This is a genomic window from Paenisporosarcina indica (genome assembly GCF_001939075.1).
Taxonomy (GTDB): Bacteria; Bacillota; Bacilli; order Bacillales_A; family Planococcaceae; genus Paenisporosarcina; species Paenisporosarcina indica.
In genome coordinates, this window is record NZ_MPTA01000003.1 from 206,530 (window position 1) to 230,084 (window position 23,555).

The following is a 23,555-nucleotide window of genomic DNA, read 5'->3' on the forward strand; positions in this document are numbered from 1 at the left end:
CTAGAGTTATAAACCATTCCTCTAATTGCACTAATTTCTTCTTTAATGTCTGCTGTGTCAAATACAATCACGTTAGTTTGAATTATTGTGATTGTTTAAAAGTTCATGATTGTTTTGGACAGGGGCTCGTAACTATTAATCTGATATAAAGAAGCACGGATATTTCAAAAGGTCTTAATAAAAACAAAACTATGGCAGCACATAAATTACTATGAAAATCATTTAATTCAAGTCACAAATCTTCCACCATATTTCAGCGGGTAATTTTTGAAAGCTACACAATAAAACGATTCTTGAATATGCTAGGTAATAATATGAATTTATTCTCGATCTTGAAAAGAGGTTTATTATGATTCAACTATCGGGGTTGCCCTTTCAACAAAGTGACTTGTGGTCGTCAGGGAGCTTAGAAAGAATGATTATTCAACGGATGAATGAAGATACAGCCGTTTACTCGTATCAGTCCATAGGTGAATTATCGTTTGAAGTTAATTTGCGAAAAAATATTATTCTAAGTGCAAGAGCCATGAATCAAAGCAATGTAAGGTTTGAAAGTTTTGCAAATTCCCGTTGTAATCCTCAATACTGGGATTTGACTAGAACCGGCGGATTCCTGCTGCGGCATGGAGTAAAACCATCTGATGCGATTCAGGATATCTACTTGAACAGTTCACAATATGCTTTTGAATGTGCTACAGCAAAGGTAATTATCATTTACCATGCGGTCCTAAACTCTATGGGAGAAGCCTTATTTAATCAATTTTTTCCAAACATCTACTTATACAGTTGGCATGCTGATTCTGACCTCGGAATAAAACCAATTTATACAACCCATTTTCTGCCTGGAGATGTCATCTATTTTGAAAACCCGGACTTCAACCCACAAACCCCATATTGGAGAGGAGAAAATGCTGTTGTTTTAGGAGACGGTACTTATTTTGGTCATGGGTTGGGAATAATGACAGCTGAACAAATTATTCATGCTCTGAATCAAGCGAGAAGTCCAGGGACAAATCGATCAGCCTATCTGACAAATATAGTTGGAAGACCATCTTTTAAACATTTGGCGACACTTTTGATGTCGAATCCAGGTTATTCGTTTAATAAATATCCATATATCGTCCATCATAACGAAAGTTCGGTTCCAATTGATCGTTATGTTCTCTAATTTAATCGCATCGTCCGCTAAGACATACCGTGAAACACAGTATCAATTACCACATTTCCCAGTGCACTTCGAGAATTCCTTTCCTATCTAGGGACAAGAATAAATTCTGCAATAATAATCCCTATTTTTCTAAATCTAGACTCATTTTATTTTTCGTGAATCTTCCATTTTTGACGCGAAGAACACAAACTAAAAACGATTGCCGGGAAAATTTTAGCCATTCCAGATACACCCAGAAGTTGAAGGTCTACTACAACTAGTACAGCCGAAAAAAAGTGCCTGTCCCCTTATTCACTACCGCAATAATGCGGCCGGGGACAGACACTTTTATTTTTTCTGCATACGTTCCAATTATCTACTTAGTAAATTCCTACCGCATCAAATCCAGATTGAACTGCTACTTCTTCTGCGCTGCCTTCACCATAAATATCGATTGCAGACTGAACGATAGCTTGACGTGCGTCGCTAAAGTTTGAATTAGGGGATAAATAAACAGTTAAAGCACGATAGTAAATTTGTCCTAATTTTTCCCTTCCAATTTCTAGACCTATCAAGTATGCAGCATGATTGGTAATGGAGGAGTTAACATGGACACCGCCATTATCTACATTAGTTGGCATATTATAATATTCATCCATATGAGCCGGATAGACCCCACTGCCATATGCTGCTCTTTGCGCATTACTAACGACAACACTGTTTGGATCACTTAAGCTCCGCAATCTTGTTACACCTCCAGCTTTTGCAGCCGGTGCCATAATATTCTCGCCCACTTCCCAATCTTCATCGTCAACCAGTACACCAAAAACATCAGCAAATGATTCGTTTAGGGCTCCAGATTGATGGCGGTATACTAAATTTGCAGTCTTAGAGATGACACCGTGAGTCATTTCGTGAGCAGCAACATCAAGGCCTGCTGATAGTGAAATAAAGAACTCACCGTCACCATCTCCATATGTCATATAACTGCCGTTCCAAAATGCGTTGTTATAATTTTCGCCATAGTGAACTTTAGAAACGATTGCCATTCCATCCCCATCCAGGGAATTACGGCCATGTTCATTAAGAAAATACTCATATACCTTCTCGGAATTATAGTGTGCATCGACAGCAGCTCGATCATAGTCGCCTTTAAATGAAGCTGAATTCCCAACATATAGAGTATCATTCCCTGAACTTCCATCATTTTTAGCATCATAGGTAAAAATACCTTCAAGATTTTCATGAGAATAATCTGCTAACGCAAACTTAGTTCCAGATTTCGGTTCCTTCACTTTGGTAATATGCAATTCCCTGTGTTCGCCATGAACGCCTTTTCCAACGCCTTTTTGTGTTTTATTTTCTTGTGCATGCATTAAGCCATTATACTTATCGATTACTTCACCCGTATTTGCATCCACAAACACAAACCAGTTTCCAGGTTCATCACCCATGAAGTTAACATTCACTTTAAAAGCTGTATGATTTTCCTTGTCAAAAGGATAGACAACAAGCTCAGTAGTTGGTTCATATGTCAGCTCTTCAGTGGCATTGACAGAGGTTAACGCCACCTTTAGAGCAGCATCACTACTTAAAGTGGCAGTCGTGTCCACCCCATGCTCGACAATCGTCTGATTTATTCTTCCGTTCACTGATACTAATTCATTATTCTCATTAAAATGAACAATAACTTCGGATCCTTCTACGTTAACTCCATTTATTGCTTGATTAAAACGGACGTGAGTCATACCCAGTTCATCTTTTTGTACACTTTTCACTTTTAGGTTTTTATCCGGATTTGTAATTCCAGTTTTACTTTGGTTTTTCTTCAAATAATTTAATGCATTGGTAGGGGTGCTAGTAGAGAATTTCTGTTCAAATCGCTCCTTCACAAATAATGGAACGCTTGCTTTCTCATTCCACTCCTTAGATGCTTGTACCCTACTAACCTCACTAGAATCAACCGAGTGGGCAAATACACTACTTACTGGGATAGATCCAATCAACAATGCAGACGACAGAAATACAGGTGCAATAAGCTTTTTCTTCAATACTTTATACCTCCTTCATTAGATAATTTTAATTATAGATTAGTATAAAATGATTTGAATGAATACTTAGAATTATTTAAATTTTATAATTTTTATAAATAATGTAAAATATACCTAAATGGTTTGTTTGTGTAGGTATATTATCCTAATATGTAGTATATAGATTCGCACCTACTCACAACTTTACTTAGCACCTTACAACTAATTGACAAAAAAAAACCGACCTGGAAGCCGGCGGATACAAATTTAATGATGATTCATAAAATACAAAAACCAAACTGCGTGGTTTTGCTCATCGGCAGACGCTTGCGTGAATGCATTTCTAATAACAGCATTACTGTATTTTCTAGCGATTTCATGATAAAAATCTACGGTTTCCTGTTCATCTGTAAATGCAGCTAGTATTCCACTTTTATAATCATTCGGGCACTGTTTAGTTAATTTTGGAGTTGGTTGACTTCCTGTTAATGAAAAATAAATGTGAGAAAAAGTTTGAAAGTGCCTAATTTCATCATTTCTTATTTCGAGAATTCTGCTTTTTATCTCAGCATTCGTAGCTTGATTGGCTAATATTTCATAACAATAAATTGCTTGATATTCCCCATTAAGGGTTTTAGAAATATCATTGATGAATTCCGTATTAGTAGAAGGCTGCATAGAGTTTTGATTCATTTCGTTTTCACCTCCATTATCAGTTTATGAAGGGATGTACTTAGAATAATCTTGTCCGATGCTTTATTGAAAAAATTAGTCATAGTTTGGCTGAGATTTGTTGTTAGGAATTGACCAGTTGAATAACCCTTTACATTGCCCAAATTAATAATAGAGATGCTGAGTATCAAAAAATGAGGAAAGACTTTAAGCAAAATAATTTCTTCACCTATTTTTTCGTTCCATTTTATCTATTTTTCTAGATAATTGATCAATTTGCTTTTGCATTAATTCTAATTGACTTGATAGATCTAATTGTTTTTGTGAATCTTGAGTATTTGGGTTTTCTAATTCTTGTAGCGTAATTCCTGCTGCGACTGTCTGGAGACCATCACCTAATGTGGAAAGTGCAGTTCCGATTAATGAGAGCCTAGCAGCATAAATTTCTGGTGATTCAGTATTTTGACCATTTTGATTATTATTTCCGTAATTCATTAGTTACACATCCTTTATATTAAAATGGTTAATCTCAACTTTCGCACAGTGAAATTAAATAAACCTTGATATAACTAGGTAAACCTTCAATCCACTGTTGTCATGCCAAATGCATATAATCCCTATTCAACAATGGCATTGACGAGTGGTGGCATTGGTTTGTAAGTTTTGTGAATCATTCAGTTTCCTCCATTTTTTATAAAAGCATACATGAGTTACTTTATGCAGAGGTCCCACGTAATAAGCGTATAGCAATTCAGCTTGGCATATGCATCCATCTTTCATAAAACTTAAGAAACGAATCCATATATATCACGAAGAGGCTTCCACTATGGGAAGCCTCTATCATGAACCTATTCACTATTTTTAACTTGCTTTGTCTTTCCGCTTAGGTTTGCCAGTCACGATGAGTTTCATTTCCGCTAGCGTTTTGGATTTACCTGCAAAGTTTTGAGCTTCTGCCTTCAAAAAATGTGCACCATTATCGACGTCAAGCTCAATGGAGAATATTCCATCTTGTCCGGTTTTAACTGATCCCAGCAGTGTATGTTTATTGCCATGTTTTTCATAAATATTTATTGTCGTACCTAACTCTGCTGTACCCGTGACTGTTAATTGATTTTCTTTTACCTTTTGATCCTCATTGTCCCAAACTGGCACTAGTGGCAGCTGTTGTTCTGTATCCATCGACCAGTGCATGGCATTTGTAAAGAGCTGCTTCCCTTCTTTCGTCCAGCCATGCTCAGGTCCAATGATGTTTGTTACCGCAAATGAGGAGAGAAGTAAATGGACGTGATTTTTGCTTCTATACTCGTATGCGATCGATTTTCCTTTGTCCATTCCGTCTACTATCAAATTAGCAAGTGGTATCCCCTTATAATTTTTAAAAGTTGCGTATGGACTCTTTTCTGTATGGATCTTAATTTGATTGTTTTCATCTGCTTCAATTCCTGTAAACAATGGATGCTCATTTATTGCACTTACAAAAACAGCACCTTCATTATAACCGTGGTTATCTAATTCCGGACTTCCCTCAGCTTCTTTAAGCAATTGAATCGAGCCTTCATTTAGACCCCAAGTACTAGTGAATACAAGGCTTACTTGATGTTCATCGCTCTCGTTAATCAACTGTTGGACTTGCTCTTTTGTACCTTTGTTTGTATTCACGATAATTACTTCATATTTAGAGAGGTTTCCAAGTATGTTCCAGTCCTTTTCTTCTGCAAGGATATTCTGTTCGTTCAAAAACTTGGTCAACTCTTGATTCATGTCTCCGAGGACCGCTGCCTCATAGGCACTCAATTTAAGATTATATTCCGCGTTTTCTTTCCCAATGGATACTTCAACTGTTTTTGGAAGATACCCTGCGGCAACCACTTCAAGCATGTATTCACCGGGAAGAAGGTTTTCAAACGTATACAAACCATCCTTACCACTTACTACTATATCTTTATAATCAGGGTCATCTTTTGGAATGAGCGTTAAGATCGCCCCTTCAACAGCATCACCACTCTTGTCAGCAATGACGCCTTTAAGGTCGGATCCGTTGATTGCTTCCAGTGTAAAATGAAGGTCAACACTGTTGCCAACTTCTGCAACGTTGACTTGTTTAATTTGGTCTGTAAACCCTTTTGCTTTCACTTTCACTTCATATTTTCCAACCCCGATGCTAAAGCGATAAAACCCTTCCGCATTTGTTGTGGTTTTCAAGTTTTTATCCGGAATTGTGACAAGTGCATCGGCTATTGGATTACCTTGTTCATCTTTTACTTCACCTTTGATTTCTCCTTGGCTTGCTGTTAAGGCAAAATCTACCGCATTCAAATAAATTTGTTTAGCATGATCAGTCCAGCGGTCGTTCGGGTTTCCATATATTCCAACATGCAGAGTAGAAAGAAGGATTTGGACACTGTTGGATGAAGTAAATTTGTAACCAACCGAACTGCCAAGTTCCCCTTTAACCACATGCCCGAGTGATCCAACGGTCGTCCCACTATAATTAGCGTAAACTTGATATTGTGTAGCACCTTTTGCATTCACAAGCAGTGACAATTCATCACCTTGTTGGAAACCGCGGAAAATTGGATGCTCTTCATCCACTCGCATTTTAATTTCTTTTTCTGCAAAGCTTGAGAGTACTTGTTTAGGATCCTCGTATGCAACTGACAGATTTCCAAGTGTGCCAAAATTACTTTGTCCAGCGAAAATCATGCTTACTTCATTTTCATTGGCCGTATTGACCATAGCTTTAAAACGGTCTTCCTTCATCGAGTAGGAAATATCGTTTGCAATAATCAATTTAAAATTGGGTATATTTTCAATTAAAGATTCGAATTCTCCATATGGATAGAAATCTACTTCATATCCATTTGCCTGAAGGAACGGTACTATACGAGCCTCATTTGTCGGGTTAGCAAGGACAGCAACTTTATTCGAAACGACCATCGACAAGTTTAACGACGCAGCTTCTCCTTCAATAATCTCGACAGTCTTATAGATTGGAGAGTAGCCAGTTGCCATAATGCGTACATCATATGTTCCAGCTGGCAAGGTAATCTGGTATTCCCCTTGTTCCGTTGTCTTCACTCCCGCTGGTGTACCAACAATGTCTATACTTGCTCCGGAGATTGGCTGCTTAGTTTCCACATCGACAACTTTACCACCAAGTGTTCCAGAATTTTCAGATTGTATGATGAAGGATTTTTTCAAGGTTTGTCCGTTTTCAATCGTGACAGTAAAATCTTTTGACTGATGTCCAAATGCCTCGACTGTAACGGTGTATGTCCCTGCTTCAAGCCCAGTATAGAATTGGCCGGCTTCATCAGCATTATACTTCTTGCCTGTTTCTTTGATGGTTACTTCGCCTTTTACCGGACCATTTTCATTTTGGACGACTCCGTGTAATTCCCCAACTAGCGCAGGTTTTTCATCTAACGCCCAAGTTATCGCATTGTTTAGGAGCCTCTCCCTTACCGGATCAAATGAATCCGGCTTGAACTCTTGGCTTATGACCATATTTGCCATAAGGATTTCAAGCGAGTCAATTGTACGTCCTTTATAGGCGATCATGCTTCCACTTTCACCAGTAATTGTTTGGGAAAAATCAATGATCGTTTTTCCAGAATATCCTTCAAATCCGTAATAGTAACGCGATTTTGAAGGAATTTCGAACACGTCACCAACTTCAAATCCAGCTGTAATCGGGTGTTCCTCCTTGATGATACCTTGTGTTCCTGACTTATTCGTTCCTTTGAAGATTGTTGTCGGGTCATCAAGATATTCATTCAAGAAATCGATTGAGCCTCTTCCACCTGCCTGACCTGTCCAAATAACGGAAACCCGCTTTTCATCCAACGCTTTCTGGAAAGCTTCGAACTCTGATTTTTTTGGTACCATGTTTGGTGCATAGTCTGAATTGGCAAATACTAAATCGACTTGATCCAATTTATCAATGTCCTTGTAAGTCATGTTTTCTACTTTATATCCCCGCTCCACCAGATATTGCGTAAGATTCGTACCGGAGGCGGTTAAATCGACAATGATCCCAATCGTTGGGGTTGGTTTCAACGTGACATTCAAGTCCACATTTACCCCTTCAGTAATCGTCAGCTCAACATCTTTTCTGACAAATCCTTCTTTTTCGATACGGACTATATAGTCGCCAGGTTCTATTTTTGTCAGGCTATATTGTCCTTGTAAACTTGTAATTGTTTCTCTTGGTTTGCCAATAATCGAAACCTTGGCACCCTCTACCGCATTCCCATCTTTTTCATTTTCAACAATTCCTTTAAATGTACCGACGTTGTCAGCCCCCTCCATTGAAATGGTCAAAGGCTTATTACCCGTAACAGCACTCACTTGAACAACTTTAGTTTTATAACCATATGAACTTATTTCTACTTCATAGTCACCTTCTACTATTGCAATGGAGAAACCGCCGTCTTCACCGTTTGAATTAGTTGAAAAATTCTCATCTTTCACCTTTACTTCTGCCTGTAATGGCTCCCCATTTTCATTCAATACTGATCCACTTATGACTGGGAATTTTGCATCTGTAGCCCAAAGAACAGATTGGACTAGCATCTCCTTGCCTTCCTCCGTGTAATCCTTTAATGAATGGTACATGTTAAAGCCATGGCCGCTCATCAGCAATTCGACGCTGCCGGAGGTTCTAGGTTTATAAGCTATTCCAAGCCCATGCGATGTATCCGAACCTTCATGTTTGATTTCAGCTAGCGGATAGCCGCTGTAATCATTAAAATAACCGATGATACTCGCTCCCGGAGTTAATATCCCCACTGAGTCACCCTGGTTTGCACCACTGAAGATTGGGTGGTCTTCCAGGATTTTATACTGTGCAGAAGCATTGGTGTTTCTGACTGTCCCACGTTCTTTCGGATCTTTCCTATGAAGAACGAGATGGTTAATGCCTGATCCACTCCAGTAAGCATCTCCGAAAATCAAGCTTGTCTCAGCCTTATCCGCAGCGATCATCATCTCATCGAATACCTTTTTAGTAAGTGTAGCTGTGCTTGGTTCATTAAAGAATACAACATCAAATTCTTGCATTCTATTTACCAGATTTACTGGTTGTAGATCTGTTGCAGGTATACCCGCTTGTTGCAACATGGCTTTAAAGTTTTGACCAGAAGTAGTGTAGTCTCCCACAACCGCCACTGACGGCATCGTACGAAGTGTAACGTCGATGTCACCATCTAGGTGAGCAAGATCAACTGTTTGATTGCTTCCAATGTACCCTTCTTTTGTAAAGCTTAGTTGGTATACTTCTTCTTCAAGCCCTGTTACTTCATAACGACCATTTGTGGTTGTCTGTGTGTCAGCAACTTTTTCTCCTGATTCATTTTTCACTTCTACCTTAACGCCACTGAGCTTAATTCTTGATTGAGCATCAGTAATCGCTCCTGTTAGAATGCCTTTTTCTGATTTCCCAAGCGTCACACTGACAATGCCCGGTATACCTGAAGCAGTCGTTACATCAACTGTTTTCGAACCGAGTCCTTTCGCACGTACTTCAATTGTAAATGAGCCTTCATCATGGAAAAGTTCGAATCTTCCATTTTCATCACTAGTGGTTTTCACTCCTGTTTCAAGGACCTCAATACTTGCTTCAACAGGCTCCCCAGCTGAATTCTGAACTGAACCAGAAATTTCACCGAATGTTGAGCTGTATAAATAGTCAAGACTATTCAGCAGGATCTGTTGTTGACCTATTAACCAGCCCTGCGTCGTCTCCCACGGTACTGATGCGTGGCTTGATAACAATAGATGTGCGCTTGTTTCAGAAACAGCATTATAAGCAATCCCCGACCCAACCATTCCTAGTTCAGTGTTGCCAATCTTACCAATCGTTCTTCCTGAATATTGGTTGAACCATGCAAAGTCCGCATCATTAACCAATACATTAATTCGATCGCCTGCTTTATATCCCTTTAGAATTGGATGTTCTGCTTCTACCTGAATCTTGACTTCGCCACCACCATAATCCTGGCCAATTTCTTTTGGATTTTGCTCGAAATCCCTCAGATGTTCAATCGACCCGTATCCAGAACCCCATTGATCCGCAAATATGACACTGACGTCATGGTCTTTTGCTTTTTTTATCAATGCATCGAATTCTTCTTTTGTAGGCTGCACACCACCTGTCCCGTATGCTCCATTGAGATAGAGCACTTTGTAGCTTCCGATATCTTCACCCACATCCCAGCCACGTTCCTCTGCTGTATAACCGTTCGCTCCTAAAAATCGAGTTATTTCACCTTTATAATCGTTCAAAACAGCCACGTCAATCGGCTGTAGATTCAATGTGATGTCCGCTTTTTCACCAGGATTTACAGTGATTTCACCCTCACCATTTTTATAGCCTGTTAATGTGAAGCTGACCTTAAAGGTACCTTCAAAAATCCCTTCACTAAAAAATTCACCAGAACTGTTGGTATTCCCTTTTACAGGCGTTTCTTTTAGCGTAACTTCGACATTTTCTAGCAGTTTTTTCGTCCTATTATCTTTTACAGTAATAGAAATTGAGCCTGACTGTGCATCTTTTAACTCCACATTTTTCGTCTTACTATAGCCGGACACAAATGTTGATTTTTCAGTGACCTGTTTCTTGCCATATTGATAGATTTGAATTGTGTATTCGCCAGGAGCGTGTTTTAACTCGTAACTTCCATCTGTATTCGAGGTGATAGATTCTCCAGTTTCAACAATGGTTACCATCCCTTCAACAGGCTGGCCTTTTTCATTTGTTAATACGCCTGATAAAATCCCAGGAGAATCATAGCTTCTGACTCCTGATTGATGAGGAACAATTACCTGTCCAGGCAGTAGCGGGATACCCGATGTACTGTAATCCGGGAGACTAAAATCCTTTAAGCGTTCGCCAGTATATACATCAATCACAGATAGACTCCCGTTTGTCCCCGCGTAAAACAACAGTCCGTTTGCAGATACTGATCCGTTATTTAAAGACATTCCAACAGACCGGTTATTCCATAGTTCCTTACCAGTCGTGCGGTCAAAGGCCCGCAATACTGGCAGTGTTGCTGAACCGATTATGACAATCTCCTCATACACAATCGGTGAACCGGCCTGGGTGTCACCAATCCCCGTAGCATTCCACTTTTGTTCACCAGTTTTGGCGTCAAATGCGTAAAGAGTTCCTGTACCTGCTTCAAAATTGGATCCTGCAAAATAAAGTGTGCCATTATCAAATACTGTCTTCGAAGTGATTCTTTCATTTTTAAGTGTCTTACTCCATACCTCCGTACCGTCTTCAATGCGGAAGGCACGAATTGTATGATTTTCATAACTGCCGATATAAACCATTCCATCTCCGACACTTGGCCCAGAATATGTCGCGGCCCCAAGCGGGCTACTCCATATTTCCGCTCCAGTCTCTGCGTTAAGTGCAGTCAACTTTGCATCCTTTGTGAGATTAGAAGAAACAAACAGTGTTCCATCTTGGACAACTGGAGATTCATAGATGGTCATGATACCAACCTGGGTTATCCATTTGATGCCTCCGGATTCAAGGTCCAAGGCATAGATTTTTCCATCCTCACCACCTGAAAGATAGACCGTATTTCCTTGTATGGTTGGTGATGAACGGTTCTTGTTTCCTACCCTTACTGTCCATATTTCTTTCCCATTAGTCGAGTCTAACGCAACTACATAGCCTCGGTCCGTCACCAATACAACCCGATCGTTCGCGGCTGCAGGAGTTGAGAACAAGATACTTCCTTTACCAGAAGCCGTGTAGGCCCAACCGCTCTTTAGACCTTGAAGATCTATGGCATTGGCGGAAACTGCGTTTCGATGTATATTTCCGTTTGCCATGCCCCATTCTCTCGTGAAAGCAGACTCTATCAGTTTAGTTTTCAACTCGATTGTCTTATTTTCGTTAACATCCAGTTCTTTAATTAATCCCTTAATGCCTTCTCCCGTTACTTGCATGTCATACATACCTTCAGGGATGCTATTTATTTCAAAATTCCCTTTTTCATCTGTTCTTAATGGTAAGAGTGGAGTTCCTTTTACTCGGACATAGGCATATGGAATTGCCTTTCCGGATTCATCTGAGACTTTTCCTTTTATCGAATAAATTCGGGCATTTTCGAGCACCCAATTAACTGATAGGGTTTCTCCCTTTGTCATTTCAATGGTGCTTTCGTAAATCTTGTAGCCAAAAGAGCTAATACTTATTTTATGAATACCCTCGCGAATTTTAAAATTGAATTCGCCTTTTTCAGAGACGTCATATGAGAGGCCTTCTCCATTAATTTCGAGTCTTCCTGTTATCGGCTCACCCTGTTTATTTTTTAATGTTCCTTTCAGTTCCCCGGCAAATGCTGTTTCGGTCACTGCCTGATAAATGTTGATAATCCCGCTTCCATAAGAATCATTTGGTAATGTCCCCATATGCGGCATTATGCTGACAGTTTCCTTTAACGTTTCTTTCACATCATCAATCGTTAGTTTCGGATTTGCTTGATATAAAAGGGCGATTGCACCTGTTACATGAGGCGTGGCCATTGATGTTCCGCTGATTGTATTATATTTACCTTTATTCAACTTAGCAGGCCAAGCAGAGTAAATGTTATGGCCTGGTGCAGAGATATCCGGTTTGATCAGACGTTCGGTTTCACCATTCTTATGTTCCCAAAATACCGGTCCTCGGCTTGAAAAGGAGGCTGTCTGGTCGTAAATATCCGTTGCGCCGACAGCAAAGGTTTCGGGGAAGCTTCCCGGTGATCCAATTGTTTGGACTCCCGGTCCGTCATTGCCTGCCGCAAACGATGGGAAAATACCGGCTGAAACCCAAGCTTTCACATCATCATAGAATTCTAGACTATACGTATTGGCGTTGCCCCATGAATTATTGACGACTTGCGGCGCTTTGGAAGGGTCGCCCCCTGGAGCCAAGAACCATTGGAACGCCTGGTGTATCGTTGATAAGCTAGTTGAGCCATTATCATTGAAGATTTTAGCAGCAATCCATTCTGCTTCAGGAGCTACCCCTATGGGTTCACCCGCTCCTCCTCCAACTGCCGTTCCAGCTACATGGGTTCCATGACCATTTCCATCATTCGGAGTAGCGTAATTTTGTCCTGATAGATCAATCCAGGAATATTTATGGTTGCCATCACGTCCTCGATAGTTTTGCTTAAGCGCTTCATGGCTGCCATCCACTCCGGAGTCCATGATACCGACTACAATACCTTCCCCTTTCAATCCATATTGGCCCCATACCTTTGGAGCTAATATTTTTTCAAGACTCCATTGCGGAAGTTTTGGCGGGTTGTTTTCAACTGTTACCTCCGGCAGACTCAATGTTTCATCTAGTACAATCTCAGCAACATCATCACGCTTCTTCAACTCATCCAAGGCATCTTTCGTGACTGTAGCTGTCAACCCATTGATGATCCATAGTGATTCTTTCTTTTTTGCTTTTCCTTTACCTTCTAAGACAGCTAATGCTTTCTGAATTCCTATTTGAGATGCGTTTGCTTTTTCCTTCAGATGTTTGTTGATTGTTGTAATGTTCTCAGTACGGTTCGTTTTTGCTTTTACTTGCCCATAGACCTTATCTAGATTAGGTCGATCTTTCATCCTAATAATGACATCAATCTCTTTTTCCTTTTCAAAAGCTTTTAAAAGTTTCGATTCTGACTCACCTTTAGGATTACTATGCTTCGATTCACCATCAAGAGGTGGCGTTTCGATTCCCAAACCTGTTAGAAGGTTGGTGAGTCCACTACTATCTTCATAACCTTCATCTGATTCTTGTACAGTCTCTCCCGATTCATATTCATTTTCGCGCTGTTTCTCAAGCAACAGTTCTTCTTCAGAGTAATTTTTCGTCTTTTCTTCGGCTGCATATGCGAGCTCAGGGACAAATGTGGAAACTACTAATAGAAAGGCCAACAGTACAGCAAAATACTTCCGTGCATTTTTCTTCTTACACCATTTCAATAATCTTGCACCTCCAAAAATTATGTTATAGAGGGAATACTGCAAAATTTGAAATATACCTTTATAATTTGTTGAATTTTTAAACTATTCAGATAAAGATGACTCGATAGTACTAGTTTAACTATTTGGTTAAGGATAAAAGACACACGGTTTAATGTGGAGTCCTACATATTTTCTCCCTAAAATTAAAAGTGATCGAATCAATTGGATCGTCTCTTTTTCCTATTGGCAAACCATTGGCAGCTGTGGAGTTGCTTGTCCTTTCCATGAGTTGAACTCTACTATCTCTATTGATTGATACACGTAAATTCCTTTGGTTTGATGAAATCAGAATTTGAGTCCAATAAAAAAGACCGTTTGGGGGTCTAATCCAAACGGTCAACGTAACAGATGGTTCCCTTCAAGGGGAGTGGCTAAAATAGAGATAACCCATCTGAGCGTAAACTCAAGGATAGGTTATTTATCATGTTTATATGCTTGGATTAATGCTACAAATGCTTTATTGGACTATACAAAATGGTTACTTTCTTAACTTAAACACGATAAAATTCGAAATATTAAAGTCTTCTTCAAAATGTGGGTACTTGGAAAGCATCTCTTGTGATGGTTTTGGTTCAACCAACACTTCCACAATGAATCCTGCTTGTTGAATAGCCTGAAAATAACTCGTTAATGTACGATGGTAAAATACAATTTTTTCTTCCGAATCAACTGGAATCTGTTGCTCATACACCCCTTCATAAAAATAGTTATCTATTTTCCAATGCGTTTTTTTCCCATTTTCATCTCTGATCCACCCGCTTTTCGGTGTCACAAAGCATGGATGCAGGATGGAAAAAATATAATAGCCCCCTTCTTTCAAGAGGCGATACATTTCACTAAATGCTGCTTCATAATCAGCCAAGTCTTGTATGACCATATTGGATACGATCATATCGAATGTACAACTCTTTAGATCATCCAGCCTTTCACAATTACCATGAAAGAATTGAACGCCAAGTTCAGTGGGTGTTTTTCTTTCCGCTATCTCAAGCATTTTCTTGGAGTAATCAATTGCTGTAATACGGGCTCCTTGTAGAGCAAGTATTCTACTCAAATACCCTTCTCCACACCCTGCATCCAGTATAGATACTCCTGAAGTTTGTTCAATTAACGAAAATATAGCAGGATTAAGTAAAACTTCTCGATGAACATCTCCGTGTTCATTATAATTTACGGTGAAAACTTCGGCATGCTGATCCCATCTTTGAATGGCTTCATCTGTCGTCATTTGTTTCTTCACTTTACGTCCTCATTTCAATTGAATTCGTAACGTTACGCTCTTTGTGCACACCTAATTTTCACATGTAGAATCAAAAAGAAATAGACTTATAATTAATTTTTTTGTATCATGTAGATAGAGGCATATCTTCTTTTATAAATAGCTCAAGCCAGAGATTCCTATTGAATCTCTGGCTTTTTTGGATTCTATTTTCTTTTATTTAATCGTCTCAATAAAATGTTTTAAGATCCGGGCAGTTAACCCCCAAATCGTATATTGCTCGTAATCATAGAACCATTCCTCGATCACTCTTGATTTCCATTGGTACTGATTGCCGTTCGCAATCTTATCGTAAGGGAAATCGGTTAAGGGCATTGGTTGTACGGGTACTTTATGTACATATGGCTCATGGTCTAACAGCCAATTGACTGGTATCGTGAAGATCTCTTCTACCTCTTGTTTGTTGAATGAATCGGTTGGATATTGATCGATGGTTGCTACAAATGGATAGATAATAAATGACGACGTTGGAATAAAGGCACTCATTTGCCCCTGCACTTGAATTGCTTCCATTGGAATCCCTAGCTCTTCATGTGTTTCTCGGATGGCTGCGTCCATTGGTGATGCATCTGTTGGATCGATACGCCCACCTGGAAAACTAATATCACCAGGTTGACTTCGCATGGTCATTGAACGTACTTCAAACAGGACATGCCATTCTTCATTCACTTGAATAAGTGGAATCAGAACAGCCGAACGCATCGCTGTCGCCTCTCCAATAAATAAAGGTTGATTGTGGTTTAGCTCATTCTTCAACTTATCCAAGAACATGAAATCATCTCCCCCTTCGCTTCGTTTCATATACTCCCATGTTATCATGAAAATAGAAGCTATTTGCTATCAATCCTCCACAAGCTCTAGGTGGCTTTTAAGTATGTTTTGCGTTTCCGTTAACGATTCATTATCCAATCTCCAATAATAGGGTTTAGTTGATGTATCATCATATCCACTCAGGTACATTGAATCTACTTGAGGCATTCCATCTTTTATATAGGATAAAAATGATTTCATCTCATCAAATGTCATATCCGTTTTCATGTTGTCACCAACAGCATCGATTACATCCCCATACTTCGTAAACGAAGAGGCTGAAGATGCTTTTTTTACAATGGCAGATAGGATTTCTTGTTGTCGTTTCCCGCGTTCAATGTCATTGTCCAACATTCTTGTACGAGCCAATGCAAGTGCTTCTCGCCCATCGAGTTTTTGAAATCCTTTTTTTAATTGAATCGTGAATCTATCTTCTTCATCTTTCTCTAATCGATCGTACGGTACATTGACGTTAATCCCATCTAAAGCATCTACAACATCAATGAAGGCATTGAAATTCATCAGTACATAATAATCAACTGGGACTTCCAATAACTCCTCAACCGTTTCAATCGTCGCCTTTAACCCACCTTTGACAAGGGCATGATTGATTTTATCTTCATAGCCAATTTCAGGGATATAGACATATGAATCACGTGGGATGCTGACCAATTTTACGGTTTTTTCATTATTGTTTAGCGTCGCTAACATCAACGCATCGGATCGACTTTCGTCTGTTCCTTGATTGCGCGTTTCACTATCGTCGACTCCAATAAACAGAATGGATACATGATCTTCAAGTGGCGTAACTTCACTAGTTCGAAGAACGGAACCATCACGGTTTTCAACCGCTTCATACGATTTTTCCGCAGCTGACTTTGCTTTTTTCACCAAATAAAATCCATAAGCTGAACCACTAATGAGAATTCCAGCTACTAGAAGTACTGATATTTTTAGGATCAGGGACTTTTTAGATTTTATTTTTTGTGTTTTAACTTCTTTTCGAGTCATAAGAAATCTCCTTTAGTTCGTTTTCAAATATTACTGCTTGATGATTAATTCTAGTAAACAATTACCATTATTAGTACGTTCTATGTAACACAAAAGTTCCAATATTCAAAATCATTCGTATGTTATTGTTAAAAACAACAAGAAACTCACTCTTGCATTGTTGAAATAAGATAACTCTGTGTAGCATGGGTATAATAAATGGACAATAGCAAACATTAATAGGATGCCTTGTATACGAAGCGAAAGCAGATAACTAGACTGCGTCAAATGAAAACATAATGAAAAAGGAGGGAATATGATGACAAATAAAAATACTGGTTGGAACTTTGACAACAGTTATACACGACTGCCAAATTCATTTTTCACGCCCGTTAACCCAACCGCTGTAAGCTCGCCGAAATTGGTTATTAGCAATGATTCCTTAGCAACATCACTTGGATTAAACGTCGATTCACTAAAAAGCCAATATGGTGTAACGGAACTTGGCGGAAATCAGATTCCAGAAGGGGCATCACCGATTGCTCAAGCTTATGCAGGACATCAATTTGGGAATTTCACGATGTTAGGGGATGGTCGTGCGGTACTACTTGGCGAACAAATCACGCCTTCAGGTGAACGTTTTGATATTCAACTCAAAGGTTCTGGCCCAACGCCTTATTCCCGTCGTGGAGATGGTCGAGCTGCACTTGGACCGATGTTACGTGAATATATCATCAGTGAAGCCATGCATGCCCTTGGTATTCCTACCACACGTAGCCTAGCAGTGGTGACAACTGGTGAGCCAGTATATCGCGAAACTGCCCTGCCTGGTGCGATTCTTACCCGAGTGGCTGCCAGTCATTTACGATTCGGCACTTTTCAATTCACGGCTAATTTTGGCACAATAGAGGAACTCAAAATACTGGCTGACTATGCCATAGACCGTCATTATCCTGACATAAAAGCGGATGATCAGCGATACCTTTCCCTACTTCAGGGAGTAATCAAACGTCATGCGGCACTCATTGCCAAATGGCAACTAGTTGGCTTTATCCACGGGGTAATGAACACCGACAACATGACCATTAGTGGCGAAACCATCGACTATGGTCCATGTGCTTTTATGGATGACTATGATCCGGCAACGGTATTCAGTTCCATTGACCATCAAGGTCGCTATGCCTACGGAAATCAGCCATATATCGGTGGATGGAATCTCGCTCGATTCGCTGAATGCCTGATTCCGTTGCTACATGACGATCAAGAGCAAGCACTCAAACTCGCACAGGAAGCAATCTCAGAATTTAATCAGCTTTATCACGCTAATTGGTTTGCAGGCATGAGAGCAAAATTAGGAATTTTCAATGAAGAAAAAGAGGATGAATCTCTTATTGAAGATTTACTGAAGATGATGCAGGAGTATAGTGCAGACTATACCAATACCTTCCGTGCACTTACTTTTGACAAGCGGGAAGATTTCGCCCTGTTTAACAGCACAGAATTTGCTCAGTGGGAAAAACTTTGGCTGGCTAGACTAGACAAGCAAAAGGAAGCAAAAGAAGCCTCTCAGCAACTAATGAAGAACAGCAATCCTGCCGTCATCCCTCGTAACCACCGAGTGGAAGAAGCTTTGGATGCCGCAGTTAATGGAGATTATAGTGTAATGGAGCAGCTTCTTGATGTGCTTTCAAATCCTTATGCACATTCAAACAAACAAGCTGATTACCGCACTATGCCTTTGCATTCAGATGGTTCTTACCAAACTTTTTGTGGTACTTGATCTATATAGAATTCTTGATACAGCTTAATACGATTTACCGTACCTGTCATCATCCAAAGTACGGGCGGTGACAGGCACGTTTATTACTATTTGGTGAAGGTCAACTGTAATCACTACGAAAGGTAAAAAAGATACCGCGCGTATTTTGAAATTCACTTTTCAAATCAACATTTTTTCGCTACTCACCAACTTGAGCACAATTGACAATTTTCCGAATAACAGACCGTATTTCATCCGCGTTTTCGATTACAAATAAATGGTCCGCTTCACCTTCTATTGGCGCTATCACATCCCCTAGATCAGTTTCATCCTGCTGACGGGTAAGCACTTCCTCAAAGTTTGAAGCGACTCTTAATATCGTTGTACTACGCTGGCTTTTCAAAACCCGCTCTTTAAGAACATGGTCAGGGAAATCAAAATTAACAAGAATGCTGGTAAATCCATTATGATGTAAATGTTCGAGCAGTTTCAACCGACCTTTACGATTACGATTCGAGTTACACAGAATGAGGTGGCAATTAGTCTCATTGACTGCATAATTAACAATCGTTTGTGTAAGAGCGTACTTAATCATATTATTTCCTTGTTTTGGTAATAATGTTTGGTAATACGTGTGGAGGAATTCAGCATGGTTATCTTGATCAATCACAATTGAGTTGGGCAGCTCTTTTTCTAAAGCTTTCGCAAATGTAGTTTTGCCACTATGGGTTTTACCGACTGTCATAATTGCTAACCGACTCATGAACACAACCCCAGTCTCAAAAATTCCGGCTTAATCTTTCCCAACGTTTTTTACCCATCACCTGTTGTTTGAGAATTAAATCGTCATTTCTATTATCTTTTTGAAATGTTCTTCGTTTTCCTCTATTTCAACTCTCTCACTTAGAAGCTTATTAAGTCTAAGAAATTCCGGAATCATTTTTTCCATGGTTTGCATAATGTCCTGAGGATTACGACTACAATACCATCTTTCCAATAGGGACAATTGTTGCTTGTTTAATTTGCTTCGATTGCCTTCAACTTTTGACCAGACCCCATAGGAACTGTCTAAATGTTGCTCTATTTCCATATACCATCCTGAAGCAATCAGCCACCGGACTCGATCTAAATTTGATATGGCATAGTAAATTTCATTTCTCATAACAGCTCGGTAGCTTTCGTGAATGAAGGCAATGATCTTCCCTCTCCAAAACTCTACTTCCTCTTTTGATGGCTTATATTCCCTGATTGAAGATTCCTTTATCACGTCACTTATTATGTTATGGGGGGCATATAGAACATCCAGATCTTTCAACCAAATAGAAGGAACGACTTCTTCAGGTGAGTGATACCAACTGTCCACTTTAATAAAGCAATCATAGTGAGTCACGATTACAGGAGAAAGAGGATTGAAATCTTCATAAAATAACACTTCTCCCCAAGAACTTGATCTCTTACGTTTCTCTTTTATGAAATCTGTTTTCTGTTCAGAAGTCACGATAATGTGCAAATCAATATCAGAGTATATGTCAAAGTTCCCTTTTGCTAAAGAACCGCCTAGATAAATTGCCAAAACATTCGAATCGGCTGTTAAATCTATCAATGCATTTTTCAAAAGAGTATCTCGATACTTTGGTAAATTATTATCTCTTTCTAAATGTCTACTCACAAATCCCACACATTATTAATCATCCTCTCAGATATATTAGTATTAAAATTCGGTGGAATTGGGTTGAATTCCTTCTTAAACTAATCTATCTTCTCCAGTGATTGATGAAATTGTATATTTTCGCATGATGAACTAATTATAGGTAACGCCTTTATCCACATGAAACTTCTTTATTAACCATTGAATTAAGTTTTCAATCATTTCTTCAGAAAAGGAATGATTCACATCTTTGTATGTATTGAAAACAACATCATGTATACGATTGCCTTCAGTTAAATAGGTTAAGTAATTTTTCTGACCTTCAATTGAAACCACTGTATCTTGTTCGCCATGCATTAATAATATTGGGGATGATTTCGTTTTTTTGCCTTTTGGATCATATTCCCTTAGTACGTTTATCTCATCAGTCGTCATTTCTGGGCGATGATCATTTTCTCTGAAAATTTCTTCAGACAACAGAAATGATCCCGAACCGTTAACATTGATTAAACCTGCAAACTTATGGCCATTCACAAATATACCATTTGCGATGAATCCTCCCATCGAGACTCCCATAAGTATCACTTCTTCTTTGCGAATATCTAATTCCTCTAAAATATGGTTGGCTTCATCAATCGTTTTCATAATGACTTTCCAAAAATATTCTTGCGTAACTTCTTTCGCGAAATGATTTCCTAGTTTATTTCTGCTGTCATGAAATACGATTTCCGGAAGAATAACCCGAAAACCAAACGTTGACAGAAGATTTGCTAGTTCAATATAGTTATTGACACTCGAACCCCATCCATGAAATATCATGATAGTTTTGCCGACGCTTTTCTGTTCCGAATTGTAAATATGGCTTACAAATTGTTTCGTTATCGCTTTTTTCATATTAAGCTCTTCATCTCTTTACTCTTAATTTTTCAAACAGATTTTTCATAATAAACGAGGGTCGTATTATCATTGATTTTCCGCTTTTCTTCCGTTTGGGTATAACCCATTTTTTCATACAAATAGCAGTTACTTGCTTCCTCTAAGATTGTTGCCAACTCCCAACTAATCGCCTTAGGATACATTTCCTCAGCTAAAAGTATCGCTTTTTGAGCTATCCCTTGACCCTGATACTCTGGATCAATAAACATTGGACTTATCCAATAATGATTACTTTCTTTCCAAAGGACACAGATTGCACCCACAAGTTCTTGATCTAACATTATTTTATAAAACTTGCCTTGAGGATTAGTTATCCTAGCAATAACCCGATCAACAGATTCGTTCGCTGGGCTTGTATCGAAATCCTTATACTTTTCCAATAGTGGACTAAATGCTTTGACTTGAATATCAAAAATATTTGCTGCGTCTTTGACAATCGCAGTTTCCAAACTAACATTTTTCATTTTCGAATTCTCCAGTACATGATAGTTTTTAATATCTATTGACAACCATAAATTCTCACCAGTTTTTTCTAATTTCTTCAACTACAACATTTGGATTATCCCAATGTAACATATGTGTTGTATTCTCAATCAGTTTGACATGACCCCTAGCTTTCTGTTTAAAAATCTCTGCTGTAATAGTTCTTTTCTCATCCAATTCCTTTGGCAATGATGCCCTTAGTAATAAGATATGTTCCGGCAATTGTTCGTAAATGTCTTCCGTTTCGTATTTGTACATCGCTTTAATAATATGTCTCGCTGTCTTTCCTCTCGCATGCCAGATTACTCTATTATTCACTTCTATTCCTAGGTCCCCTACGGCCACTTCCAATAGTGGAGACCATCTGGAATATGATTCTTTTTCAGTTTTGAAGAAATCATCCCAGTTGTTAAAAACGTATTCTTCGAAATCTTTTTCATAATAGGAGATTTCTTGCTCCACAGTTTTATCCCCACGCCATTTTGTTTGGTATCCACCATCGATGAGGATTGTATTAATGACTCTCTTGGGAAATTTCACTAAATAATAGAGTGATACAAAACTTCCCCAGGAATGCGATAGAAAATAGAACTTCTTTATCTCAAGAACATCTAGAATGCGATTCAGCCATAAAGCAAGATTTGGATATTCATATTTATCAGATTCTGCAAAAGAAGGAGTTTTACCGTGGCCCGGAGCATCGATTGAAATGAACCTAAACTCTTCTTTTAATTCCTCTGCAATCTCTATAAAACTAAGGCCAGTACTCCCTAATCCATGAAGACAAAAAATTACCGGATTACTATGGTGACCCCATTCTGTTATATGTACATCGATTTCACCGTTATTTATAAAATATCTTTTCATATCCATAAGTACCACCTAAGTTGAAGAATTTTAATTTCCTGAAAAAGAACTCCAAGCAATTAGGAGTTCCTCCACTGAGGAATACCTGAGACTTCTATCTTCTTCAACTGCTTTTAACGCGACTTCATACAGTTCCTGCCCTGCATCCCATTTTAAAAATGAATGATCACGTTCTCCACCTAATAGACCAAATGCAATTGAACCCATATTAAACACGTTTGTCTTTTCATCTATTTCAGCACCAAGTTTAAATTCTTCTGGTGACATAAATCTTGAAGAACCCCAAAGTCTTCCCATATTATTCTTGAATGGTTTTTCCATATATAAATCTATATCACAAATCTTTGTCATGTGATTCTTGAAATCATATAAAATACTGCCGTCATAAAAATCGACAGCTACATAATTCATTTTTTCTACATGAGCATGGAATTCAAAAATTCTCTTTATTGATTCCAGTCGATATTCAACCGGCAGTTGTTTAAATCGATAAAAAGGGGAATCAGGATGATTATATTTATGCGGAGGAGGAAAAGCACCTGGAGAATGTAGACACTCCCCATTAACCCATTCAAATACTGAAACATAACCATTTTCAACATCAAAACATTCTATTAAGTTGACCAAGTGTGGATGGTTTAAATTCTCATATAGAGAAATAGACCGTTTTAGTCTTGCTATGGCATCTTCAGGTTTTCCGGAATACTCTACTGTCTTCGCTCCTGCATATTTCACAAACTTTTTAACCCCGCCTTTTTCAATCCCAAAACATATATTCCCCGAATCTTGTTCATCAAAGACACAAAAAACTTCGCCAAGACATTTAAGCCATTCAAAATCATGTTTCTCTTTTAATTGAAATGAAACATGATCTAACCTGATTACTTGCAAACCGGTCATTTAAA

At 38.8% G+C, this 23,555-nt stretch carries 15 protein-coding genes; 2 read left to right on the plus strand and 13 right to left on the minus strand.

Annotation, left to right across the window (positions count from 1 at the left end; all coding sequences use genetic code 11):
- Positions 1-349: 349 nt before the first annotated feature.
- Positions 350-1,168 carry a protein-glutamine gamma-glutamyltransferase gene (locus GY23_RS10325; RefSeq protein WP_075619142.1) on the plus strand — a complete coding sequence of 273 codons (819 nt, stop codon included), beginning with the start codon at positions 350-352 and terminating at the stop codon, positions 1,166-1,168.
- Positions 1,169-1,527: 359 nt separating this feature from the next.
- Here GY23_RS10325 and GY23_RS10330 read toward each other — a convergent pair whose 3' ends face one another.
- The 7 genes from GY23_RS10330 to GY23_RS10365 all read right to left on the minus strand — a co-directional run bounded on the left by GY23_RS10330 (position 1,528) and on the right by GY23_RS10365 (position 16,978).
- Positions 1,528-3,198: a M4 family metallopeptidase gene (locus GY23_RS10330; RefSeq protein WP_075619143.1), complete on the minus strand. Its 1,671-nt coding sequence runs from the start codon at positions 3,196-3,198 to the stop codon at positions 1,528-1,530.
- A gap of 246 nt (positions 3,199-3,444) precedes the next feature.
- Positions 3,445-3,870 (minus strand): ferritin-like domain-containing protein, encoded by a 426-nt coding sequence (locus GY23_RS10335; protein ID WP_075619144.1) that lies wholly within the window; start codon positions 3,868-3,870, stop codon positions 3,445-3,447.
- A 204-nt stretch (positions 3,871-4,074) separates the two neighbouring features.
- On the minus strand, positions 4,075-4,344 hold the full coding sequence (locus GY23_RS10345) for a hypothetical protein (RefSeq protein ID WP_075619146.1): 270 nt from the start codon (positions 4,342-4,344) through the stop codon (positions 4,075-4,077).
- A gap of 366 nt (positions 4,345-4,710) precedes the next feature.
- Positions 4,711-13,836, minus strand: a complete 9,126-nt coding sequence (locus tag GY23_RS10350; protein WP_075619147.1) for a carboxypeptidase regulatory-like domain-containing protein — start codon at positions 13,834-13,836, stop codon at positions 4,711-4,713.
- A 520-nt stretch (positions 13,837-14,356) separates the two neighbouring features.
- Entirely contained in the window at positions 14,357-15,118 is a 762-nt protein-coding gene (locus tag GY23_RS10355) for a class I SAM-dependent methyltransferase (RefSeq protein WP_245827641.1), read from the minus strand.
- Positions 15,119-15,313: 195 nt separating this feature from the next.
- Positions 15,314-15,928 (minus strand): NUDIX hydrolase, encoded by a 615-nt coding sequence (locus tag GY23_RS10360; protein ID WP_075619241.1) that lies wholly within the window; start codon positions 15,926-15,928, stop codon positions 15,314-15,316.
- A gap of 69 nt (positions 15,929-15,997) precedes the next feature.
- The gene (locus tag GY23_RS10365; protein ID WP_075619148.1) at positions 15,998-16,978 is read right to left on the minus strand and encodes an LCP family protein; all 981 of its coding nucleotides are present in this window, start codon (positions 16,976-16,978) and stop codon (positions 15,998-16,000) included.
- A 298-nt stretch (positions 16,979-17,276) separates the two neighbouring features.
- Here GY23_RS10365 and GY23_RS10370 point away from each other — a divergent pair, with 298 nt between their 5' ends.
- Positions 17,277-18,737, plus strand: a complete 1,461-nt coding sequence (locus GY23_RS10370; RefSeq protein WP_075619149.1) for a protein adenylyltransferase SelO — start codon at positions 17,277-17,279, stop codon at positions 18,735-18,737.
- Positions 18,738-18,915: 178 nt separating this feature from the next.
- On the opposite strand, the gene GY23_RS10375 is transcribed toward GY23_RS10370, so the two are convergent.
- From GY23_RS10375 to GY23_RS10400, 6 genes are all read right to left on the minus strand, one after another.
- Complete coding sequence (locus GY23_RS10375; protein WP_075619150.1) at positions 18,916-19,479, minus strand: AAA family ATPase; 564 nt, start codon at positions 19,477-19,479, stop codon at positions 18,916-18,918.
- 75 nt (positions 19,480-19,554) lie between these two features.
- A complete protein-coding gene (locus tag GY23_RS10380) occupies positions 19,555-20,385 on the minus strand; it encodes a nucleotidyltransferase domain-containing protein (protein ID WP_245827642.1) in 831 nt (276 codons plus the stop codon).
- Positions 20,386-20,517: 132 nt separating this feature from the next.
- Positions 20,518-21,258 carry an alpha/beta hydrolase family protein gene (locus GY23_RS10385; RefSeq protein ID WP_075619152.1) on the minus strand — a complete coding sequence of 247 codons (741 nt, stop codon included), beginning with the start codon at positions 21,256-21,258 and terminating at the stop codon, positions 20,518-20,520.
- A gap of 32 nt (positions 21,259-21,290) precedes the next feature.
- Positions 21,291-21,764, minus strand: a complete 474-nt coding sequence (locus GY23_RS10390; protein WP_075619153.1) for a GNAT family N-acetyltransferase — start codon at positions 21,762-21,764, stop codon at positions 21,291-21,293.
- Between the two features lie 55 nt (positions 21,765-21,819).
- Positions 21,820-22,650, minus strand: coding sequence for an alpha/beta hydrolase (locus tag GY23_RS10395; RefSeq protein WP_075619242.1), 831 nt, complete (start codon positions 22,648-22,650; stop codon positions 21,820-21,822).
- Between the two features lie 30 nt (positions 22,651-22,680).
- Positions 22,681-23,550 carry a protein kinase domain-containing protein gene (locus tag GY23_RS10400; RefSeq protein ID WP_075619154.1) on the minus strand — a complete coding sequence of 290 codons (870 nt, stop codon included), beginning with the start codon at positions 23,548-23,550 and terminating at the stop codon, positions 22,681-22,683.
- Between the last annotated feature and the right edge of the window lie 5 nt (positions 23,551-23,555).